This window comes from Streptomyces hydrogenans (genome assembly GCF_014656075.1).
GTDB classification, from domain to species: Bacteria; Actinomycetota; Actinomycetes; order Streptomycetales; family Streptomycetaceae; genus Streptomyces; species Streptomyces hydrogenans.
This window is the reverse complement of record NZ_BNBS01000120.1, coordinates 7614-25074: the sequence shown is the minus strand read 5'-3', so window position 1 is coordinate 25074 and position 17461 is coordinate 7614. Positions and strand designations below refer to the sequence as shown.

The window sequence follows — 17461 nt, the reverse complement described above, 5'->3', positions numbered from 1 at the left end:
ATGCCGCGACCTGGGTCGGCACGAAGCTGCGCTGGGACCTCGCCGCCGACGAGGCCGAGCGGGAGGTGCTGCTGGGGCTCGCGGAGGACTGCGCGACGACCGTCGTCTCCTACGATCCGGCGCCGTAGACGCTTCCTCCACGGTGCCCTCTCCCTCTGCAGGGGTGGCGGATGGCGTGTGACGTCCTGGCAGCGGTCAGGATTTGGTAGTTCCAGACGGCGGCTTCGGTGATGCGGGCGTGGAAGGGGCCTTGTCGGCTCACGCCTGTTGCTGTGTGGGGCGGGGTGCTGTGGGCGCGATGTCGAGGGTGCCCAGGCTTTGACCGTGAGCTGGAGGTTCTGTCCGGGCGAGGGGGAGTCCGTGTGTGCTGGCTGGTGTCCCGGTGGTGAGGTCGGGATGGTTCGGCGGCTCCCGTCGACCGGGCACCCGGCTACGCGTCTGTCACGAGGCAGTCGATGTCCCCCAGCCCCTTGATCGCGGCGTGAAGGTTCCGGCCGGGGTTGAGGGGGTGGGCGAGGGTGCCGCCCGGTGTGCCGGTGGTGATCAGGTCGCCCGGTTCGAGGGGCGTCAGGTCGCTGGCGCGCGCGAGGAGGGTGGCGACGTCGAAGTGCAGGTCCGAGGTGCTGGCCTTCTGGACGGGGCGGTCGTCGAGCGTGGCCGTCAGCGTCAGCCCTCGCCCTCCGATGGGGAGGTGGTCGGGGGTGACCAGGTCCGGTCCGAGGAGGAGCAAGGGGCGCGGTCCGTCCGGTCCGTCCTGTTCCGCCGGGTCGCCGAGGGCGTACAGGTACGTGGCGACGACGTATCCGGCGACGTGGCGGAGGGCCTCGGTGGCGGGAACACGGTGGGCGCGGTGTGAGACGACGACGCCGAGTTCCACGCCCCAGCGGGAGGACACCGCCGGGAGCGGGACGGCCGTACGGGGGCCCGCGACCGTGTACGGTCGGACGAAACCCAGCGACGGCGCGGTGGGGCGCTGCCGGTCCAGTTCCCTCAGACGTGTGGGGTAGTTGGGCCCGACGCGGACGACCCGGCCGGGGACGAGCGGGGGCACCTCCGTCGTGGCGGAGGGCAGGGGTAGCCGTTCGCCGGTGTGAGCCGCGGCGCGCCGGGCCCAGTCGGTGCCCGACGCGATCAGCGCGCCCACGTCCGTGTGCGGCAGGGGGGTGAAGTGCTTCTTGTCGATGCGGGCCGCGGTGGTGCGGTCAGGGGTGATGCGGATCGTGGTGAGCCTCATCGGTGTCGTCCTTCGGCGCGGTCGTCGAATCGGGCAGGAGCAGGCGGAAGGCGCATCCCTGGCCGGGGCGGTTGTCCAGTTCGAGGCGTCCGCCGTGCGCTGCGGCGATGGCGGCGGCGATGGCGAGCCCGAGGCCGGAGCCCGGCTCTCCGGCTGCCCCGAATCCCGGTGCGGCCGACCGGTCCTGGGGGGTGGCGCGGTAGAAGCGGTCGAAGACGCGGTGTGCTTCGTCGGGCTCGATGCCGGGGCCGTTGTCTGCGACCTCGACCACGCAGACGGCGGTGCCGGGCGGCAGCGGCCGGCCGCTGCCCGGGTTCCCGTCGGCGGGAGCGCGGGTGAGGCCGACCCTGACGTGGACGGCGGTCTCGGGGGGCGTGTGCGTGGCGGCGTTGGACAGCAGGTTGCCCAGGACCTGGGCGAGCTGGTGGGGGTCGCCTGGCGTCTCGACGATGTCGAGTTCTCCTCCGGACCCGGCGGGCCCGGGAGGTCCCGGGGGGCCGGGGAGGGCCGGGAGTGGTTCCAGGGTGATGGTGCGGTGGGGGTGCCTGATCGCGGTGGTGGCGATGGCGTCTGCCGCCAGGGAGAGCAGGTCGACGGGTTCCCGGTGGGTGACGGGTGCCTCGCCGAGCTTGGCGAGGAGGAACAGGTCGTCGACGAGCCGGCTCATGCGGTCGGCGTTGTGCGCGATCAGGGCGTGCGCCTCGTGGCGCCGTCCGGCGGCCATGCCGGGCTCGGCGAGCAGGAGTTCGGCGAAGCCCTGGATCGCGGCGAGCGGGGTGCGCAGTTCGTGTCCTGCGTCGGCCATGAAGTGGCGCATGCGCGCTTCGGAGGTCTCCGTACGGTGCAGGGCGGTGCGCAGGCGGTCGAGCATGGTGTTGAGGGCCAGGCCGAGCCGGCCGACCTCGGTGTCCTGGTCCGCCACGGGCACGTTGAGCTCCAGGGCGCCGTCGGTGATGTGCTGGGCGGTGTGCTCGACGCGGGTGAGCGGTCGCAGTCCGAGGCGGACGGCGCCGTTTCCGAGGATGACGACCCCCGCGGCGACGGCGACGCCGAGGGCGAGGCTGAGCCAGAGGAGTTTGGTGGTGGCGCCGTCCACGGTGTCCAGCGGGAGGGCGACGACGGCGTGCATGCGGTCGGGCCCCTCGTAGGAGACCACGCGCCAGCCGGAGCCCGACGCGTCGCCCTCGGCCGGGAGGGTGCTCGGCCGCCCGGCGGTCAGGTCCAGCTCGGCCGCCCGGGCCGGTAGGCGGGGGCCGGGGCTCTTGCCGCTTCCCAGGGAGGTGCGCAGCAGGTTCCCGTCCCGGTCGTAGAAGTAGACGCGGTAGTCCGAGGGCAGAGTGGTGTCCGGCCCGGGGGGCCGGGGCGCCTCGTTGCCCGTGATGACGTCCTCGTAGACGCGGCCGGGGGGACGGAAGTGGGCGAGCCGGTCGTCCGCCTGGGCGGTGAGCCAGCCGCGCAGCACGGTGAGGGCGGCGAGCTGGGACAGCAGGACGGCGCCGGTGGCGAGGAGCGCGGCGGTCAGGACGAGGCGGCCGCGCAGGGAGCGCGGGCGCAGCCGGCGGAGCCGTCTCACCGGCCGGCCGTACGCGTCTCGTCGCGCGGCAGCCTGAGGCAGTACCCGACCCCGCGCACGGTGTGGATCAAGGGGGTCGCGTCCTGGTCGAGCTTGCGGCGGAGGTTCTTGACGTAGGTGTCCACGATCCGGGTGTCGCCGGAGAAGCCGTACCGCCAGACCTGCTGGAGGATCTCGGCCTTCTCCACCACCCGCTCGGGCTGGGCGAGGAGGCAGGCCAGGAGCCGGAACTCGGTCGGGGACAGCTTCAGCGGACGGCCCGCGCGGAACACCTCGTGGCTGTCCTCGTCCAGGGTGAGGTCGGCGAACCGCAGAAGCGGTCGGCCTCCGGTCTCCGCCGGCGGGGTGTTGCTGCGGCGCAGGATGGCGCGGATGCGCAGCAGGATCTCCTGGACGTGGAAGGGCTTGGTGACGTAGTCGTCGCCGCCGGAGCTCAGGCCGATGATCCGGTCCTCGACGCCGGCCCGGGCGGTGAGGAACAGCACGGGCGTGTAGACGCCCTGGGCCCGCAGGTCGCGGATGACGCGGAAGCCGTCGGTGTCGGGGAGCATGACGTCCAGGACGATCAGGTCGGGCCGTCGGCTGCCCGCCTCGAACATGGCCTCCTGCCCGGTGCCCGCGCCCATGACGGCGTACCCGGCCGCGGTGAGCGCCGAGGACAGCAGGGTGCGGATGCTGGCGTCGTCCTCCACGACCAGGACGGTGTGCCGGGCGCCGACGGGCGCGGCCGGGAGGTTCAGGGGGGCGTTCACGTTCTCGGCACCTCGGCGGTACGGGCGGGGGAACCGCGGCGGGGCGGCTCCGGTGCGTGCGGCGCGATGGTAGGCGGGCATCCTGTGCCGCACCTGTCCATGGCGTGGTGAGAAGGGTGTTCCGGCGCCCCGGGACGTCCCTGCCGGGAACGCCCGTCCGGGGCGCCGGAACCGCTCTCAGCCGGTCACTTCCTTGTCCTTGGCCAGAGCCGTGGTGCGGTCGGTGACGGTCTTGGTGAGCTTGGTCACGGCGGTGTCCAGCTCCTTGGAGCCGGCGCCCGCCGACCGGGCCTGCTCGGCGATCGCCTCGACGCTCTCCGCCGCCGTGCCCGAGGCGTAGAACTCCTGGTACAGCTCGCGGTACGCCTTCTTGTAGACGGAGTCGAAGGCGTCCAGGGCCAGGAACTTGGTCTTCAGGACGTGGGACATGCCGCCCCTGCCCCCACCGGGGCCGCCTTCGCGGTCGCCGCCGGGGAAGCCCTCCGGCATTCCTTCGGGGAAGCCTTCCGGGAAACCCTCGGGCATCCCCTCGGGGAGCCCGTTCGGCGGCGTGCCGCCGTCTGTGGTCCCGCCCGTGGTGCCGTCGCCACCGGCTCCTCCGGTCCCGGCACCGGGGCGGGCGCCGGGCATGCCGCCGCCCATGCCGGTGGAGTCGTCCGGTCCGGCGGTCGCGTCCCCGCTGAAGGTGAGGTTGTAGTCCCAGCCGAGCACGGAGAACTTCTTGGTGTCCAGGTCGTACCAGAGGAGGTAGTTCTTGCCGGGGCCGGCGATGTCATCGAAGTTCAGCAGCAGGTTCTGCGAGGCGACGTAGCGGGCCAGCGACTCGACGTCCACGTACTTGTGGAGCTCGCGGGCGAACTCCTCGTCCGACGCCTCGCTCGCCCACTTGATGAGCTTCATCACCGGTTCAAGGTCCTGACTGCCCTTCTTGTTGAGCTGCTTGAAGGAGTCCTCGTACTCGCTGGGGTCGTCGCCCCGGTACTCGAAGCTGCCGCTCGCCTTGGCCTTGTAGAGCACGCCGTTGCCGTCGGCGATGTCGTCGGCGTAGTCGGTGTCCGGGGCCTCGACCATGAGCCGGGCGACGGAGGGCCGGTCGTTCACCTTCACCTGGGTGAAGGCGTACCGCTCGGCCTTCTGCCCGCTCTTGTCGGTCAGCGACAGGGACAGGGCCTCGTTGAGGGGGACCTGCGCGTTGCTGCCGGGACGCAGCGAGATCTCCCGCTCGCCCTGGTAGGCGCGGCCCTCGACGTACTCGTCGATCTTGACGAGCCAGGGCAGTTCCTCGGGCTTGTCCGCGGACAGGTCGTACTGGACCATCCCGCCGAAGCCGCCACCGGCTCCGCCCGGGCCACCACCGCCCGGACCGGCACCGGTACCCGCAGCGCCACCGGCACCCCCGGCACCGGCTCCACCGGGCTGCTGGCCCTGTCCTCGGCCCTGGCCGCCTGCCGCGCCCTGGCCACCGGCCGTTCCGTCCGCACCGGCCGGACCGCCCTGGGGGAATCCGGCCCCGCCGCGCCCACCTCCCGGCATGCCGCCGGGCATGCCCCGGTCGCCCCGGAGGGACGACAGCGTGGAGTTCCCCTTGAGGCGGATCCCCACGTCGTTCAGGTAGACGCCGTCGACGACGAGGTCGGCCTCGATGTAGTCCTTGGTGCCGTCCTCTTTGAACTCCTTCATCATCTTGTCGAAGTCGGTCTGCTTGTAGGTGAGCTGGATCGAGTGCGGCACGGAGGTGTCGTACAGGTCGACCGTCCCGCGGACGTCCTCGGTGATGGGGTCCCCCTCGACGCGCGAGGCGGACGTCACGTACGGGGAGATCCGCGCGTCACCGAGGAAGAAGACCATCGCGGCGAGCCCGATACCCAGTGCCGCCCCCGGCTTCCAGTGGTGGCGCAGCCGGACGGGCAGCCGGTCCTTCAGCCGCCGTCCCCGCTGCCGCGGGGTCGTCGGGCCGGTCATCACAGGTCCGTGGTGTCGTAGCCGGTCAGCACGGTGACCCGCTGGCCGGAGGTCCGCTCCTGGAGCGCGCCGACCAGATCGCCGGGCTCGGCGCCCTTCTTCAGCCGCACGGTGTAGAAGACCTCGGTCAGCGCGCCGCCGCGGATCGTCTCGGTGCTGACGAGCTCGAACTCGCTGGTGTACTTGATGAGGACGTCGCGGATCTGCGGGGTGTAGTCCTCGCCGGCCGGGACCTGGACCTTGACGACCTGGCGCTGCACGTTGAGGGCGAACCAGTTGAACTTGAACATCACCAGGACGACGGCGCAGATGACGACGGCGCCGACGGCGGCCTGGGTGTAGAAGCGGGCGCCGCAGGCCATGCCGATCGCCATGGCCATGAAGATGAAGCCGACGTCCCTGGTCTCCTTGACCGCGTTGCGGAAGCGGACCACGGACAAGGCGCCGACCAGCGAGAACGCGCGGGCCAGGTTGGAGCCGACGACCAGCATGATCAGGGCGACGATCATGCCGACGATGACCAGGGTCTGCACGTAGGACTGGCTGTAGGAGACGTTGCGGTGGGTGTACCGGTACGTGTAGCCGATCATCGTGGACAGGATGAACGACAGCGCCATCGCCGCCACGACGTCGGCGACGCTGAACGTGCCGCTCAGCTCCTGCAGGTTGAGGTCGAAGTTCACTGCGCTCCTACTTTCGACGGCGCGTCATGGCGCACCGACTGCTCATCGGTGGGTGTGGGGGTGGGCGGCGGGTAGTCCGCCTCGTTGACGTGGAAGACCGAACGCGGGGCCAGGCCGAACGCCTCGACGGACTGCACGTACTTCGAGATCCGGACGAGGTTGAGGTTGCGCCGCGCGGCCAGATCGGTGATCCAGTGCGGGGTGCGCTCGTTGACCTTGATCTCCATGACCGACATGTGCGGTGGGATCGTGAACCGGTTCTCCGGCGTGGGGATGCCGAAGTGGAAGTCCCGGTCGCGTCCGCGGATGCGACGGTCGAAGGTGACCCGCAGGCCGGTGTCGGCGTCGCGGCCGACCAGGGCCTCGCGCTGGTAGCCGGTGATCGCGGTGGGCTGGAGGTTCAGCCGGACGATCAGTTCGAGGACCTCTTGGACAAAAGCGCTCTCCTTCGGCGAGTGGTCCACCATCTCCCGGCCGTCGCACAACTGCCGTGCCACGCCGTAGGGAAGGGTGATGCGGCGCTTCTGCGTGACCCGGTTGACGCGCTGCTTGATCTCCACGCACACCGGGGATTCGTCGGTGACCCCGTCGAGGTCGCCGTAGTGGCGGATGCGCTGCTTGCGGCGGAACTTCAGGCCCTCGATCTTCTCCCAGTAGAAGCGGAGCTGAGGGGTGTCGTAGTACAGGCTCCACACGCCGTAGCCGCCGACCGGGCTGTGCAGGTCCCGGTCCATCCGGTCCCCCAGCTCGTCGCGGATCTCGGCCGCCTGCTCCACCGGGACCAGGTACTTCAGCTCGAACCGGTTGAAGGCGTGCAGCCGGCTGGCCACGTGCAGCGGCTCCTTCTGCGTCCCGATCCCGACCGTCTCGTCCCCGGCCGGCCGGGCCTCGCCCGCCCGGCCCTCGCGCGCCGCGGATGCCTTCGACAGGAACACCATGCGCCTCCTTGTTCGTACGTTGCGGACCGACCGACGAGGCATACGCAACCAACAGCGCATGAGGAGCCCATGAAAAATGTGGGTGTATTGAAGGAGAAATCCAGGTGGCGCAAAGATGAACAGAAGCTGCCTCCAGGGAACCGTCTGCGGCCCTGCGACGCCCTTGAGGGAGGCGCCTCAGGTCCTGTACCAGGCCACCTGGCGGAGTAGATTTCTCAAAATTGCGCATGCGGCAGCGCGATGCCTGAACGGCACCGGTGCAGCTGTCGGCACGCCGGCTAGCAGAGGAATACCGCGGGGTTCGAATGACGCTTCCTGCCAGCTGGAGCGAGCGCCTGGGCTGCGAAGAGGCGGGAGGCGTACGCCAACGACCAGGACGCCGCCGTCTCGCTGGTCGCGGTCACCGCGCGGTCGAACCGCGCGAAGGCGGACCGGGACCCGGCAGAGTGGATGCCGCCGCTGCCCGAGGCGCACTGCCGGTACGTCGGGGAGTGGACGGCGACGAAGCTGCGCTGGGGCCTGTCCGCGGACCAGGCCGAGGCCGACGCCTGAGGTTGATCCCGGGGAGTGGACACCGGGTTTCATGCGGCGAGTGACAGCGTACGTGACGTGATCAGTTGTTGTTCGAACTCGGCTGGTGTGAGGTATCCGAGGGCGGAGTGCCGACGGCGCCTGTTGTAGTACGACAGCCGGCGGAACACCTCGAGTCGGGTCTGTGCCTTTGAGGTCCAGCGGCGTCCATGGAGCAACTCTCGTTTGAGGCCCTGGAAGAACGACTCGGCGAGAGCGTTGTCGTAACTCGAGCCGACCCGGCCCGTGCTGCGGCGGACTCCGTGCCGGGGCGGCCGCCACTCCCGGGACCGCCACGGTGCCGGCGGTCGTCACGGCGAGCGTGACGGCCACGGCGGCGGTCAAGCGGAGTCGGGACGAACGGATGCGGGCGCGGGACGCGGCAAGCCTCCACGGGCAGGGGAACGGACAGCGTGGAACCGAAGCACCACGCCCACCCACTCCGCCCAGCAGCTCGCTCGGAATCTGACACGAGCTGTGGTCGGTGCGGTTTCACGGGCCCTGCGCCTGATCCGAGTTCGGGAGGCTCGGCTCGCCGGCACCGTTCGATTGCGCAGCAGCACTACGGATCCGAGCTTCGCGGGCGCCGGGCCGCCGCCGCCCTGCCGAGCGATCGAGCACGATTGCGGAGGAAGGTGCGATCCTGCATGGACGAACCATCTCGGCGACGTGAAACTGCGCACCTGGACGCTGCGCTTCATGGCTCTCCTCGCAGCCGACACCCAGGATCAGCTTGCCTGGCTGGGCGAGCGCGAGCCGGAGACGGAGGATGTCGTCGAAGAGGTGGAGCTCTTGTGTCGCATCTCCGAGGGACTCACGGAGCGGAGAGCGTTCGATCCCACGGATCTGCACCATCTTCGGGCCATCGGCCATCTGCCATCTGCCATCTGCCGTCGGCTCGGCGAGATTGACGCTGCCTGCCGCGTCGGCCTCTGAGCCAACGCCCTGGCCACAGATCCGGCGTGGGACGACATACGTTCCCCCAGCCGCACGTTTCTCCTCGCGAACCTGGGCGACTGGCGTCAGCCACTGCCACGCCCCGTACGTCCGGAGACGGGCGACGGCTGATTTCTGGTACCCCGTCGAACTCGTCGTACGCCTTCTGTCCCTGGAACCACCCCTGAGGCGGTTCCTGTGCCACCCGCCGCGTGTCGGCGACGGAGCGGAGTTCCGTGTCCACCGAGACACGGGATCGCCGGCAGTGGCCGAACTCCTTTTCACCACGCTGAGTGGAACGGTTCAGTACGCCTCCTCCGGGTCGCCAGAGACGTTGCGAGCTGGGACGGCTTCCTCCGCGGCGTGTCCGCCGTTGCTCACGCCTCGGTCCTGCACTCGTGTCCGGTACAGCCACAGGGCGACGCCCACGGCCAGTACCCCTACCGCCACGGCCAGTTCGGTGTAGCCGCCGTAGCCGCTGACCGAGAAGCCCGTGGCTCCGACGACGAGGATCACACTCAGCACCGCTGCCAGGACCCAGGCGACCGGGACGAAGACCGCGGGCAGCCGGATCGGGCGGATGGCGTCCGGGCGGTCCCGGCGCAGGAGCGCGAAGGCCGAAAGGGCCAGGACGTGGGTGAGGATGTAGCCGAGGTTGCCCGCCACGATGATCGCCAGAGGGCTCTTCAGCAACGCCAGTGTGAGGACGTTGAGTACCAGCGCGACGACCAGGGCCCGCACCGGCACGCCCCGCTTGTTCAGCACCCCGAACTGGCGGATCGTGGTCCCCTCGACGCCCATCGTGTAGAGCACCCGCGAGCCGTCCGCGAGGCCGGTGACCATGATGAGCAGCAGCGAGCCGATCAGGAACACCACCATCAGATCGGCCCCGCCACCGATGAGGTCCTGGAAGGCCCCGACGTAGAACGTCGTGGGATCCTCCGCGATCGGCTCCTCACCCACGTATCCCGCCAGGGCCAGCGGCATGAGCACGAAGACGCCGAGACCGAACAGGGCGCCCGCCCGCAGCGCCCGCGAGGTGTCGCGGACGGTGTCCCGGTACTCCGGCGCGAAGGTGGCGCACACCTCCACGCAGAAGCAGGTCCACGCCATGATGTACAGCCAGACCAGCGCCTCGTGCAGACCCGCGGCGCCGTGGAGGTTCCAGTGGAGCCGCGAGGCGTCCCACTCTCCGCTGAGGAACGGGCCGGCCATGAACACCAGCAGTGGCACGAGCAGCATGGCGCCGGTGACATAGACGACCCACATCGCGGCGTGCAGCCCGACCATCGCCGCCGCGAACAGCAGCACGATCACCCCGAGCCCGACAAGGATCGGGAAGGCGATCTCGAACGGCCCGAACGACAGGCTCCACCGCTGCTCCGGGAACCACTGGGCCTGGACCAGCGAGCCGACGATCCCCGCGTACACGGACAGCGCGGTCGTCCACGGGAACCAGTACCCGAAGGACGCCAGCGGCCCGACCACGGGGGCACGCCGCTTCCACCCTTCGGTCGCGTAGTGGGCGATGCCCCCGGACGACTCCGGGAACATGGCCGCGAGTTCGGTGTAGATCCAGTTGGTGACGGCCGCGAGGACCATCGCGGTCGCCCACAGCGCCACGGCGCCCCAGGCGCCGAGGCCGGCGATGGAGCCGCCCAGCGAGGCGACCAGGGCGGCCGGCATCGTGAGGGACAGGGCGAAACCGTCGTACCAGCGCATCCTCTTCGGCAGCGCGGGTGCGACGTCCTCTTCCGGCGTGCGTGGCCCGGAGAGCGGAGCAGCAGACATGGGTGCCCCTTCAGGGGTGCGGAAGACGGGGGTTACAGGTCGAGGACGAGGCGTGCGCCCGCACTGCGCGAGACGCAGATCATCATGGAGTCGCCCGTGGCCCGCTCGTCGGGGGTGAGCAGGTCGTCGCGGTGGTCCGGGGCCCCGGCCAGGACCTTGGTCTCGCAGGTGCCGCAGATGCCCATCTCGCAGGAGGACGGCACCTGCGCCCCCGCGTCGCGCGCCGCGTCGAGCACGCTGCGCTCCGGGGTGACGACGACCTCGGTTCCGGACCGGGCGAGCACGACGGTGAACGTGTCCCCGGCGGCCGGAGCCGCGGCGGCGGCGAACCGTTCGGTGTGCACCGGCCCCGGATGCAGGTCGCGTACGGCGTCGAGCAGGCCGCCCGGACCACAGGCGTACACCGTCGCCGCCGGGTGGGGGGCGAGGTAGGCGGCGAGGTCGGGGCGGCCCGCCTCGTCCTCGGGCACGAGGGTGACGTTCTCGTCCGGCAGTTCCCGGACGAACGCCATCGTGGTGCGGGAGCGGCCCGCGTAGAGCATCCGCCAGGGCCGGCCCAGTTCGGTGAGCCGGCGGGCCATGGGGAGCAGCGGAGTGATGCCGATGCCGCCCGCGATCAGGACGTACTCCTCGGCGTCCTCCACCAGGGCGAACCGGTTGCGTGGCGCGGAGACCGGCAGCAGGGTTCCCGGGCGCAGTTCGTCGTGGACGCGCCGCGAGCCGCCCCGGCCGTCCGGGACGCGGAGCACGCCGATGCGGTACCGGGACGGGTCCGCAGGATCGGAGCACAGCGAGTACGGGCGTATCGTCCCGTCGGCCAGGTGGAGATCGACGTGGGCGCCGGGCGTCCAGGCGGGCAGCGGCCGGCCCGCCGGGTCGGCGAGGGTGAGGGCGACGACGCCGTCGGCGGCGTCCTCCCTGGCGGTGACGCGCAGTTCGCGCGGGGCGTCGGCGGGTGCGGTCACGGTGCCGATACCCCGCTTCGCGGCGTGCCCGTTTCCACGAACTCGGCCGTCCTGCGCATGAGTTCGTGGAAGGCGCGCCGGTAGTTGAGCGTGAACAGGTCGGCGGGGGCCGAGAACTCGGGCACCTCCGCGTCCCAGGGCACCTCGCGCGGTTCGATGTTCGCGGTGATCGGCAGGTCTTCGAGGTACACCATCTCCTCGACCCGCAGGCACTCCTCCAGCGAAGCTCCCTTGAAGTCCCGCTCGTTGGCGACGCCCCAGAAGATCCGCACCTCGTCGTACGAAACGGGGGACGGGAATCCCGCCACCACGCGCAGCCCGGCCACGGCGTAGCGGTAGCTGATGGAGGCGAGGCCCGGCGCGACGCAGTGGTACGACATGAGGCAGTCGCCCTGCGCCGCCCAGTCGCCGGAGCCGGCGTCCAGCTGGTGGTCCATGCGCACGTCGATGCCGTCGCGGCGCACCTGGAGCGGCTCGACGACCTCGGGCGTCGGGCCCATGGAGACCTGGTGCACGAAGGGGAAGTGGGCCACGTCCCGGAAGTTCTCGATGGCGACGGCGACGCCGGTCGAGGACGAGAGGGGGTCGGCGGCGAGCCAGACCAGGTCCCGGTCGCGCCACTCCTCGGGGTCGTACAGCTCGGTGACCGGTTCCTCGAGGACCGTCCACACGTGTCCGAACCGTTCCACGGCCGGGTAGGTGCGGATGGCGGCCTTCGGCGGGATGCCCGACTGGTCGGCGAGCGAGGGGATGCTGGTGCAGTGGCCGTCGGCGCCGTCGAAGCGCCAGCCGTGGTACGGACAGCCGAGCGATCCGTCGGTGACGACGCCCTGCGACAGGTCCGCGCCCCGGTGGGGGCATCGCCGGGCGCTGACGCGGGCCGTCCCGTCGGACGAGCGCCAGACGACGAGCTTCTCGCCGAGCAGGGTCGCCGCCTGCGGCGTGGCGAGGTCGGTGGAGCGGGCGACGGGGAACCAGGAATGGCGCATGGCACGTTCAGCCTGATCGCGTTTGGTGAGGTCGGAGGACATGAGGGGCTCCTTGGGAACAGATGCCTGGGGACGGACGACTGGGGGCGGATGCCTGAGGCCGGTGCCTGGGGGCGGTGGTGGCTGAGGTCGGACACCCGGGATCGGAGCCGGGCCTCGGACGCCGCACGCCGGTGACTCCGGCCCGATACCCGGGGGCGGATGCCTGAGGCCGGTGGCCGAGGCCGGATAGCCCCGGGGGCGGCGCCCGGGATCGGGCGCCTGGGGCCGGTGGCCGAGGCCGGCAACCGGGGTCCGATGCCTGAGGCCTGAGGCCGGTGGCCTGGGTCAGATGCCGACGACGAGCGCGCCGCCGTTGACGGGGATGGTCTGGCCGGTGATGAAGCCACCCGTGTCGGCGGCGAAGAAGGCCACCACCTCGGAGATCTCCGAGGGCTGGGCGAGGCGCCCGATGGGTACGGCCGCGACCTCGGCCTCGTAGTGGGCATCGGGGACCATGCGGGTGGCGACCGCTCCGGGCGCCACGGCGTTGACCAGGATCCGCTCGCCCGCGAACTCCTGGGCGAGCGTCTTCATCAGACCCAGCTGCGCCGACTTGGAGACCATGTAGCCGTAGGAGTGGCCGTCGGGGACCTGTCCCCACTGCGACGAGACGAAGATGACGCGGGCGGCCTCGCTCGCGCGCAGGTGCGGCAGGGCGGCCCGGGTCAGGTACAGCGGGGCGTGGACGTTCACCGCGAGGAGTCGCTCGAAGTCGGCGTCGTCCGTGTCGGCGAGGCCGGTCATGGAGAACATCAGCCCGGCGTTGTGCACCAGGACGTCGAGCCCGCCCAGAGTCCCGGCGGCGTCGGCGACCAGTTCCTCGGCCCGCTCGCGCGAGGTGATGTCCGCGGTGAAGGCTTCGGCCCTTCCGCCGGCCCGCCGGACCTCTTCGGCCGTGCGGTGCAGTTCGGCGGCGTCGAGGTCGGCCAGCGCGACGGCCGCGGCGCGGGCGGCGAGGTCGAGGGCGAGGATGTGGCCCATGCCGCGCGCGGCGCCGGTGATCAGGGCCCGGCGGCCGGCGAGGGAGCCGGGGGCGCTCACGCCGTGGCTCCGTGCGGCTCGGTGATGTAGAGCATGTTGCCGTCGGGGTCGTAGAAGGGGCGGTAGCGGTACCAGACGCCCGAGGGGTGCTTCCAGACGATCTCGTCCTCGGTGACCCATTCGACGCGCCCGTCCAGTTCGGCGTACGCGATGTCGAGGTCGTCCACCTCGAACGCGAAGGAGTCCAGGCCGGGTGCGTTCTCCGCGTTGATCTCGGTGCGGCGCGGCTCGTGCTCGCCGGTCTCGGACGTGAAGAGGTAGAGCGTCAGGTTCCCCAGGTCGATCGCGGCCCACTTCTCCTCGGGCACGTAGGGCAGGTGGAAGCCGAGTCCGAGGACGCCGTGGTAGAAGTCCACGAGCCGTCCGACGTCGTGGGTGAGGATGTCCATGTTGTCGATGCGCTTCAGCCGAAGCATGTCTCGCTCCCAGGTGTTCGATCGTGCTTTGCGGGTGTGCTTTGCGGGTGTGTTTTCGGTGTGCCGTTCAGTCGCCGCGGGTGCGGCAGGGCGGGCCGGGGTGGATGTCCAGGCCGCAGGTGGTGAAGTCGATGCGGACGGCGGCCAGCGTCTGGAAGGCGTCGGCGCGCCCCTCGGGGGCGTGCACGCAGACGCCGCCGCTGTGGTCGGCCAGCGCGGCCAGGGCGTCACCGACCGCGAGGTCCCGGCCGCGTCCGTGGAGGGTCCGGCGGAGCACCTCATAGCGCACGAGGGTGTCGGGGTCGGTGCGGGGTTCGGTGTCGCCGTCCGCGCCGGGCCTGCTCAGGAAGTGGTTGGTGTGCAGGAGCATCCCGTCGGGGTCGGGGAGAACGTGCCCGGGGCCCTCGGGCCAGAGTTCTGCGGCGACGGCGCTCCGTCCGGCGCGGCGCCCGCCGACCACGGTGATCGTGGTGGACGCGGATACCGGCGCCCGGCCGATGACGCGCAGGGCGTCGGTGACGGTGTCGGCCTCGTCGAGCAGCCGGCGGGCGACCACGTGCACGGGCACGCCGTGGGTGCCCGTGTCGGCGCGGTGGTGGAGGATGTTGAACAGGCAGCCCACGCCGCGGTCGTTGACGCCGATCTTGCCCACGATCCCGTACTCGGTGAGGGTCGTGGTGCGCCGTCCGTCGGGGTACGGGATCTCCCACTCCAGCCAGTTCGCCGCGTGCCCTGCGTACCAGTCCCAGTTCTGTGCGGCCACCGGTTGCTCGTCGCCGTCGCGCAGGGCGACGATCGTCGAGCACTCGCCTCCCGTACGGGTGCTCGCGAGGATCTCGGTACGGGCGTTGAGCGCGGCGATCGTCTCGGCGGGCAGACCCGCGCCGTCCGCGATGCCACGGATCTCGTCGGCGAGGTAGGGCGCCCACGTCTCGACGGCGAGGAGGACGCGGGTCCCCGCGGTGTGCAGGTCGCGCACGCCGCCGCGCGCGAAGAGTTCCCGGTATCCGTCGACCGTGGCGGCCACCCGGTCGCGCCAGGTCTCGCCGAACTCGACCCCTCGCTCCCGAGGCCCGGCGATCTCCGAGCGGAACCGCGTGTGGCCGCCGCTCATCGGGGCACCGCCGCGTGCGGCGCGGGGATCAGCGGGCGGACGTGCGCGGCGACGTCGGCGAGAGGAACGGTCCAGGCGTGGCCGTCCTCGGCCACCGCCGCGACCAGCCGGGCGAGTTCGGCGAAACGCTGAGGCCGGCCGATCACCTCGGGGTGCATGGTGTAGCAGACGTGGCGCCGTTCGGCCTTGGCCCACTCGTACTCGGTGAGCCAGGAGGTGTACAGCTCCCCGGGCGCGGCCTGGTTGCCGCCGGTGTCGATGTTCCAGCCGTAGCGCGGCCAGTCGTCCAGCGACCAGTGCACGGGCAGTTCGAGAAGGGAACCCCCCGCGTGGGTCTCGTAGTAGGGGCGGTCGTCGCCCATGCACGACGAGTCGTAGCCGAAGCCGTGCTCGACGAGCAGTCCGAAGGTCTCCGGGGTCAGTTCCCACGACGTCGACCGGTAGCCGGTCGGCACGGGCGCCCCTGCGGCACTGAGGGCGGCCAGGCCCTTCTCGATCTCGGCCCGCTGTTCGGCGGCGGACACCTTGTCACTGCGCAGGTGCATGTGGCCGTGATGGGCGATCTCGTGCCCGGCCGCCAGGACGTCCTCCACCATCCCCGGATACAGCTCGGCGGTGTGGCCGGGCACGAAGAACGTGCCGCGCGTCTCGTACTCGGCGAGCAGCCGCAGGATGCGCGGCATGCCCCGGACGACGCCGTAGCGTCCCTCCGAGAGAGTGGTCAGCCGACGGGAGTACGCCTCCCCCTCGCCGAGCCAGCCGGCCTCCGCGTCGACGTCGAAGGTGAAGGAGACGGCCGCCTCGGCGCCGTCGGGCCAGGCGAGATCGGGTTCCGCGAGTGATGCCGCAGCGGTCGGGGCAGGGCGCGGCAGGGGCATGACGACTCCTTGCGTATCCAAACACATACTTCGCTACGCATTGGAGCAATGAAAGCCGCCCCGAGATGCGCATTGCGTGATGAGGAGACGGTAGGGCGCGCTACGCGTGAACACAAGGGGCTAGAGCTACGCGATCCGCAGATTGATGGATCCTCGATACGCAATGCGCACAGCAGAGCCATAGGACGTGCGCAAAGCGAGCCCTGCGCGAGGTTCGGCCCTCTAAGATCGGATCCATGACCACCGAACTCGACGACCTGGACCGCGCGATCATCGCCGAGCTGGAGCAGGACGGACGCCGGGCGTTCCGGGAGATCGCCCGATCGCTCGAGGTCTCCGAGGGGACGGTACGCAGCCGCTACCGCCGCCTCGAGGACACGGGCGTCCTGAAGATCACCGCCTTCGCCGACCCCGGCCGGTTCGACACCGCCCGCCTGGCCCTGCTGTTCCTCAAAGTGACGCCCGAGCACCACGACGCCGTCGTCGAAGCGCTGGCGTCCCGCCCCGAGGTCAGCTACGTCTCGACGACCCTCGGCAGGGCCGACGTCTTCGCCCAGGTCCTGGCCACCGACGACGCCGCACTGTGGAGGTTCCTCCAGGAGCACGTCCGCCCCCTGGAGGGCGTGACGGAGACGGAGTGCACCCTTGAGATCGCCGTGCACAAGCTGTGGTTCGACAGGAACGGGCAGGGCGAGAAGACCACCGCCGGGTAGTGGCCGCGGCGCCCCGCGGTCACCGGCGCCATCGGGGAACGGCGGCGGACATCGTCGTACCTCAGGAGCCGGAGGCCGCTTGCGACGTCCGGGCAGGACGTGGCACCCGCCCAGGCCGCCGTTCAAGCACAGGCATCCGGCGGGGTCGCGGCAACGGCGACCTGGGGGCCGCGTTCTCCCCGCCTCCCCGTCTCCCCGGCCAAGCCCGCCCGGCACGGCTGAGCGGCCGCAGGCGCCTCCCCCTCTCGGGTTCCGGCTCGACTCCCGCGCATAGCGCGTCACCAGCTCCGTCGGGCTCCTGCCCCGCCCTCACGCCGCCCCGGCCCTGGCGGCATCCGCCACGTCGGACTCCCGCACACAGTGAGCGGCCGGCGACAGGTCACAGGCGTCACCGCCGGGTACGTGAGCGGCTCGCGCCGCACGGAATGCGGTCGGGGGCGACGCAGCCGCAGGTGGCCGCGTCATGCTGCCCCAAGATGAGGGTGCGGGCGAAGCTGGTGAATGCGAGGAAGTGGTCGGCCTTGCGTGCGTGGCGTCGGTTGGGGCGTCGGCAGCCGGCGAGCCAGGGCACGGTGCGTTCGACGGTCCAGCGGTGCCGGCCCAGCCGCTGTGAGGACGCGATCCCTTCGCGGGCGATGCGGTGGATGGTGCCGCGTCCGCGTAACCACCGCCGCAGGTGGGGGTAGTGGTATCCCTTGTCCGTGTGCCGCTTCCCGGCTTGCGTCGCCCGCGTCCACGGCGGGAGCGGATCGGCGGAATGCCGGTGGGCGAGGGAGATCAGGGCGCGGCTGTCGCGCGGGGTTCGCGCCCGAGATTCCGACGGAAATGGGCAGACCCAGTCCGCTCGGTGATCAAGCTCCTTGC

General features: G+C 71.2%; 15 protein-coding genes and 3 pseudogenes. 3 read left to right on the top strand and 15 right to left on the bottom strand.

Annotated elements, in window-relative coordinates:
- Nucleotides 1-430: 430 nt before the first annotated feature.
- The 6 genes from IE321_RS33480 to IE321_RS33455 all read right to left on the bottom strand — a co-directional run bounded on the left by IE321_RS33480 (nucleotide 431) and on the right by IE321_RS33455 (nucleotide 7034).
- Complete coding sequence (locus IE321_RS33480; protein WP_190225661.1) at nucleotides 431-1234, bottom strand: fumarylacetoacetate hydrolase family protein; 804 nt, start codon at nucleotides 1232-1234, stop codon at nucleotides 431-433.
- Complete coding sequence (locus IE321_RS33475) at nucleotides 1203-2807, bottom strand: sensor histidine kinase (RefSeq protein ID WP_190225660.1); 1605 nt, start codon at nucleotides 2805-2807, stop codon at nucleotides 1203-1205. Before IE321_RS33475 ends, IE321_RS33480 begins: the two co-directional genes overlap by 32 nt.
- On the bottom strand, nucleotides 2804-3559 hold the full coding sequence (locus IE321_RS33470) for a response regulator transcription factor (RefSeq protein WP_229916658.1): 756 nt from the start codon (nucleotides 3557-3559) through the stop codon (nucleotides 2804-2806). The genes IE321_RS33475 and IE321_RS33470 overlap by 4 nt, the downstream gene beginning before the upstream one ends.
- Nucleotides 3560-3736: 177 nt before the next feature.
- A complete protein-coding gene (locus IE321_RS33465; RefSeq protein WP_190225658.1) occupies nucleotides 3737-5521 on the bottom strand; it encodes a CotH kinase family protein in 1785 nt (594 codons plus the stop codon).
- Nucleotides 5521-6204, bottom strand: a complete 684-nt coding sequence (locus IE321_RS33460) for a DUF4956 domain-containing protein (RefSeq protein WP_190225657.1) — start codon at nucleotides 6202-6204, stop codon at nucleotides 5521-5523. Before IE321_RS33460 ends, IE321_RS33465 begins: the two co-directional genes overlap by 1 nt.
- Nucleotides 6201-7034 (bottom strand): polyphosphate polymerase domain-containing protein, encoded by an 834-nt coding sequence (locus IE321_RS33455; protein ID WP_190225664.1) that lies wholly within the window; start codon nucleotides 7032-7034, stop codon nucleotides 6201-6203. Before IE321_RS33455 ends, IE321_RS33460 begins: the two co-directional genes overlap by 4 nt.
- A gap of 429 nt (nucleotides 7035-7463) precedes the next feature.
- Here IE321_RS33455 and IE321_RS33450 point away from each other — a divergent pair.
- A pseudogene (locus IE321_RS33450) lies at nucleotides 7464-7694 on the top strand (HNH endonuclease); the annotation flags it as partial.
- Between the two features lie 29 nt (nucleotides 7695-7723).
- Here IE321_RS33450 and IE321_RS33445 read toward each other — a convergent pair.
- Nucleotides 7724-7981, bottom strand: a pseudogene (locus IE321_RS33445) (integrase core domain-containing protein); the annotation flags it as partial.
- Between the two features lie 400 nt (nucleotides 7982-8381).
- Between IE321_RS33445 and IE321_RS33440 the strand changes: the two are divergent.
- Nucleotides 8382-8648, top strand: a complete 267-nt coding sequence (locus tag IE321_RS33440) for a hypothetical protein (protein WP_190225656.1) — start codon at nucleotides 8382-8384, stop codon at nucleotides 8646-8648.
- 303 nt (nucleotides 8649-8951) lie between these two features.
- On the opposite strand, the gene IE321_RS33435 is transcribed toward IE321_RS33440, so the two are convergent.
- From IE321_RS33435 to IE321_RS33410, 7 genes are all read right to left on the bottom strand, one after another.
- A complete protein-coding gene (locus tag IE321_RS33435) occupies nucleotides 8952-10439 on the bottom strand; it encodes an APC family permease (protein ID WP_190225655.1) in 1488 nt (495 codons plus the stop codon).
- A 32-nt stretch (nucleotides 10440-10471) separates the two neighbouring features.
- On the bottom strand, nucleotides 10472-11404 hold the full coding sequence (locus tag IE321_RS33430; protein WP_190225654.1) for a PDR/VanB family oxidoreductase: 933 nt from the start codon (nucleotides 11402-11404) through the stop codon (nucleotides 10472-10474).
- Nucleotides 11401-12435, bottom strand: a complete 1035-nt coding sequence (locus IE321_RS33425) for a Rieske 2Fe-2S domain-containing protein (protein WP_190225653.1) — start codon at nucleotides 12433-12435, stop codon at nucleotides 11401-11403. The genes IE321_RS33430 and IE321_RS33425 overlap by 4 nt, the downstream gene beginning before the upstream one ends.
- 285 nt (nucleotides 12436-12720) lie before the next feature.
- Nucleotides 12721-13476: an SDR family NAD(P)-dependent oxidoreductase gene (locus IE321_RS33420; protein WP_190225665.1), complete on the bottom strand. Its 756-nt coding sequence runs from the start codon at nucleotides 13474-13476 to the stop codon at nucleotides 12721-12723.
- Nucleotides 13473-13892 (bottom strand): VOC family protein, encoded by a 420-nt coding sequence (locus IE321_RS42395; protein ID WP_229916656.1) that lies wholly within the window; start codon nucleotides 13890-13892, stop codon nucleotides 13473-13475. Before IE321_RS42395 ends, IE321_RS33420 begins: the two co-directional genes overlap by 4 nt.
- 67 nt (nucleotides 13893-13959) lie before the next feature.
- Complete coding sequence (locus tag IE321_RS33415) at nucleotides 13960-15006, bottom strand: C45 family autoproteolytic acyltransferase/hydrolase (protein WP_229916654.1); 1047 nt, start codon at nucleotides 15004-15006, stop codon at nucleotides 13960-13962.
- Nucleotides 15003-15884, bottom strand: coding sequence for a polysaccharide deacetylase family protein (locus tag IE321_RS33410; protein ID WP_190225652.1), 882 nt, complete (start codon nucleotides 15882-15884; stop codon nucleotides 15003-15005). Before IE321_RS33410 ends, IE321_RS33415 begins: the two co-directional genes overlap by 4 nt.
- Before the next feature lie 236 nt (nucleotides 15885-16120).
- On the opposite strand from IE321_RS33410, the gene IE321_RS33405 reads away from it, so the two are divergent.
- Nucleotides 16121-16597, top strand: a complete 477-nt coding sequence (locus tag IE321_RS33405) for an Lrp/AsnC family transcriptional regulator (RefSeq protein WP_190225651.1) — start codon at nucleotides 16121-16123, stop codon at nucleotides 16595-16597.
- Nucleotides 16598-17072: 475 nt separating this feature from the next.
- Here the strand turns inward: IE321_RS33405 and IE321_RS43260 are convergent.
- A pseudogene (locus IE321_RS43260) lies at nucleotides 17073-17433 on the bottom strand (transposase); the annotation flags it as partial.
- Nucleotides 17434-17461 lie beyond the last annotated feature (28 nt).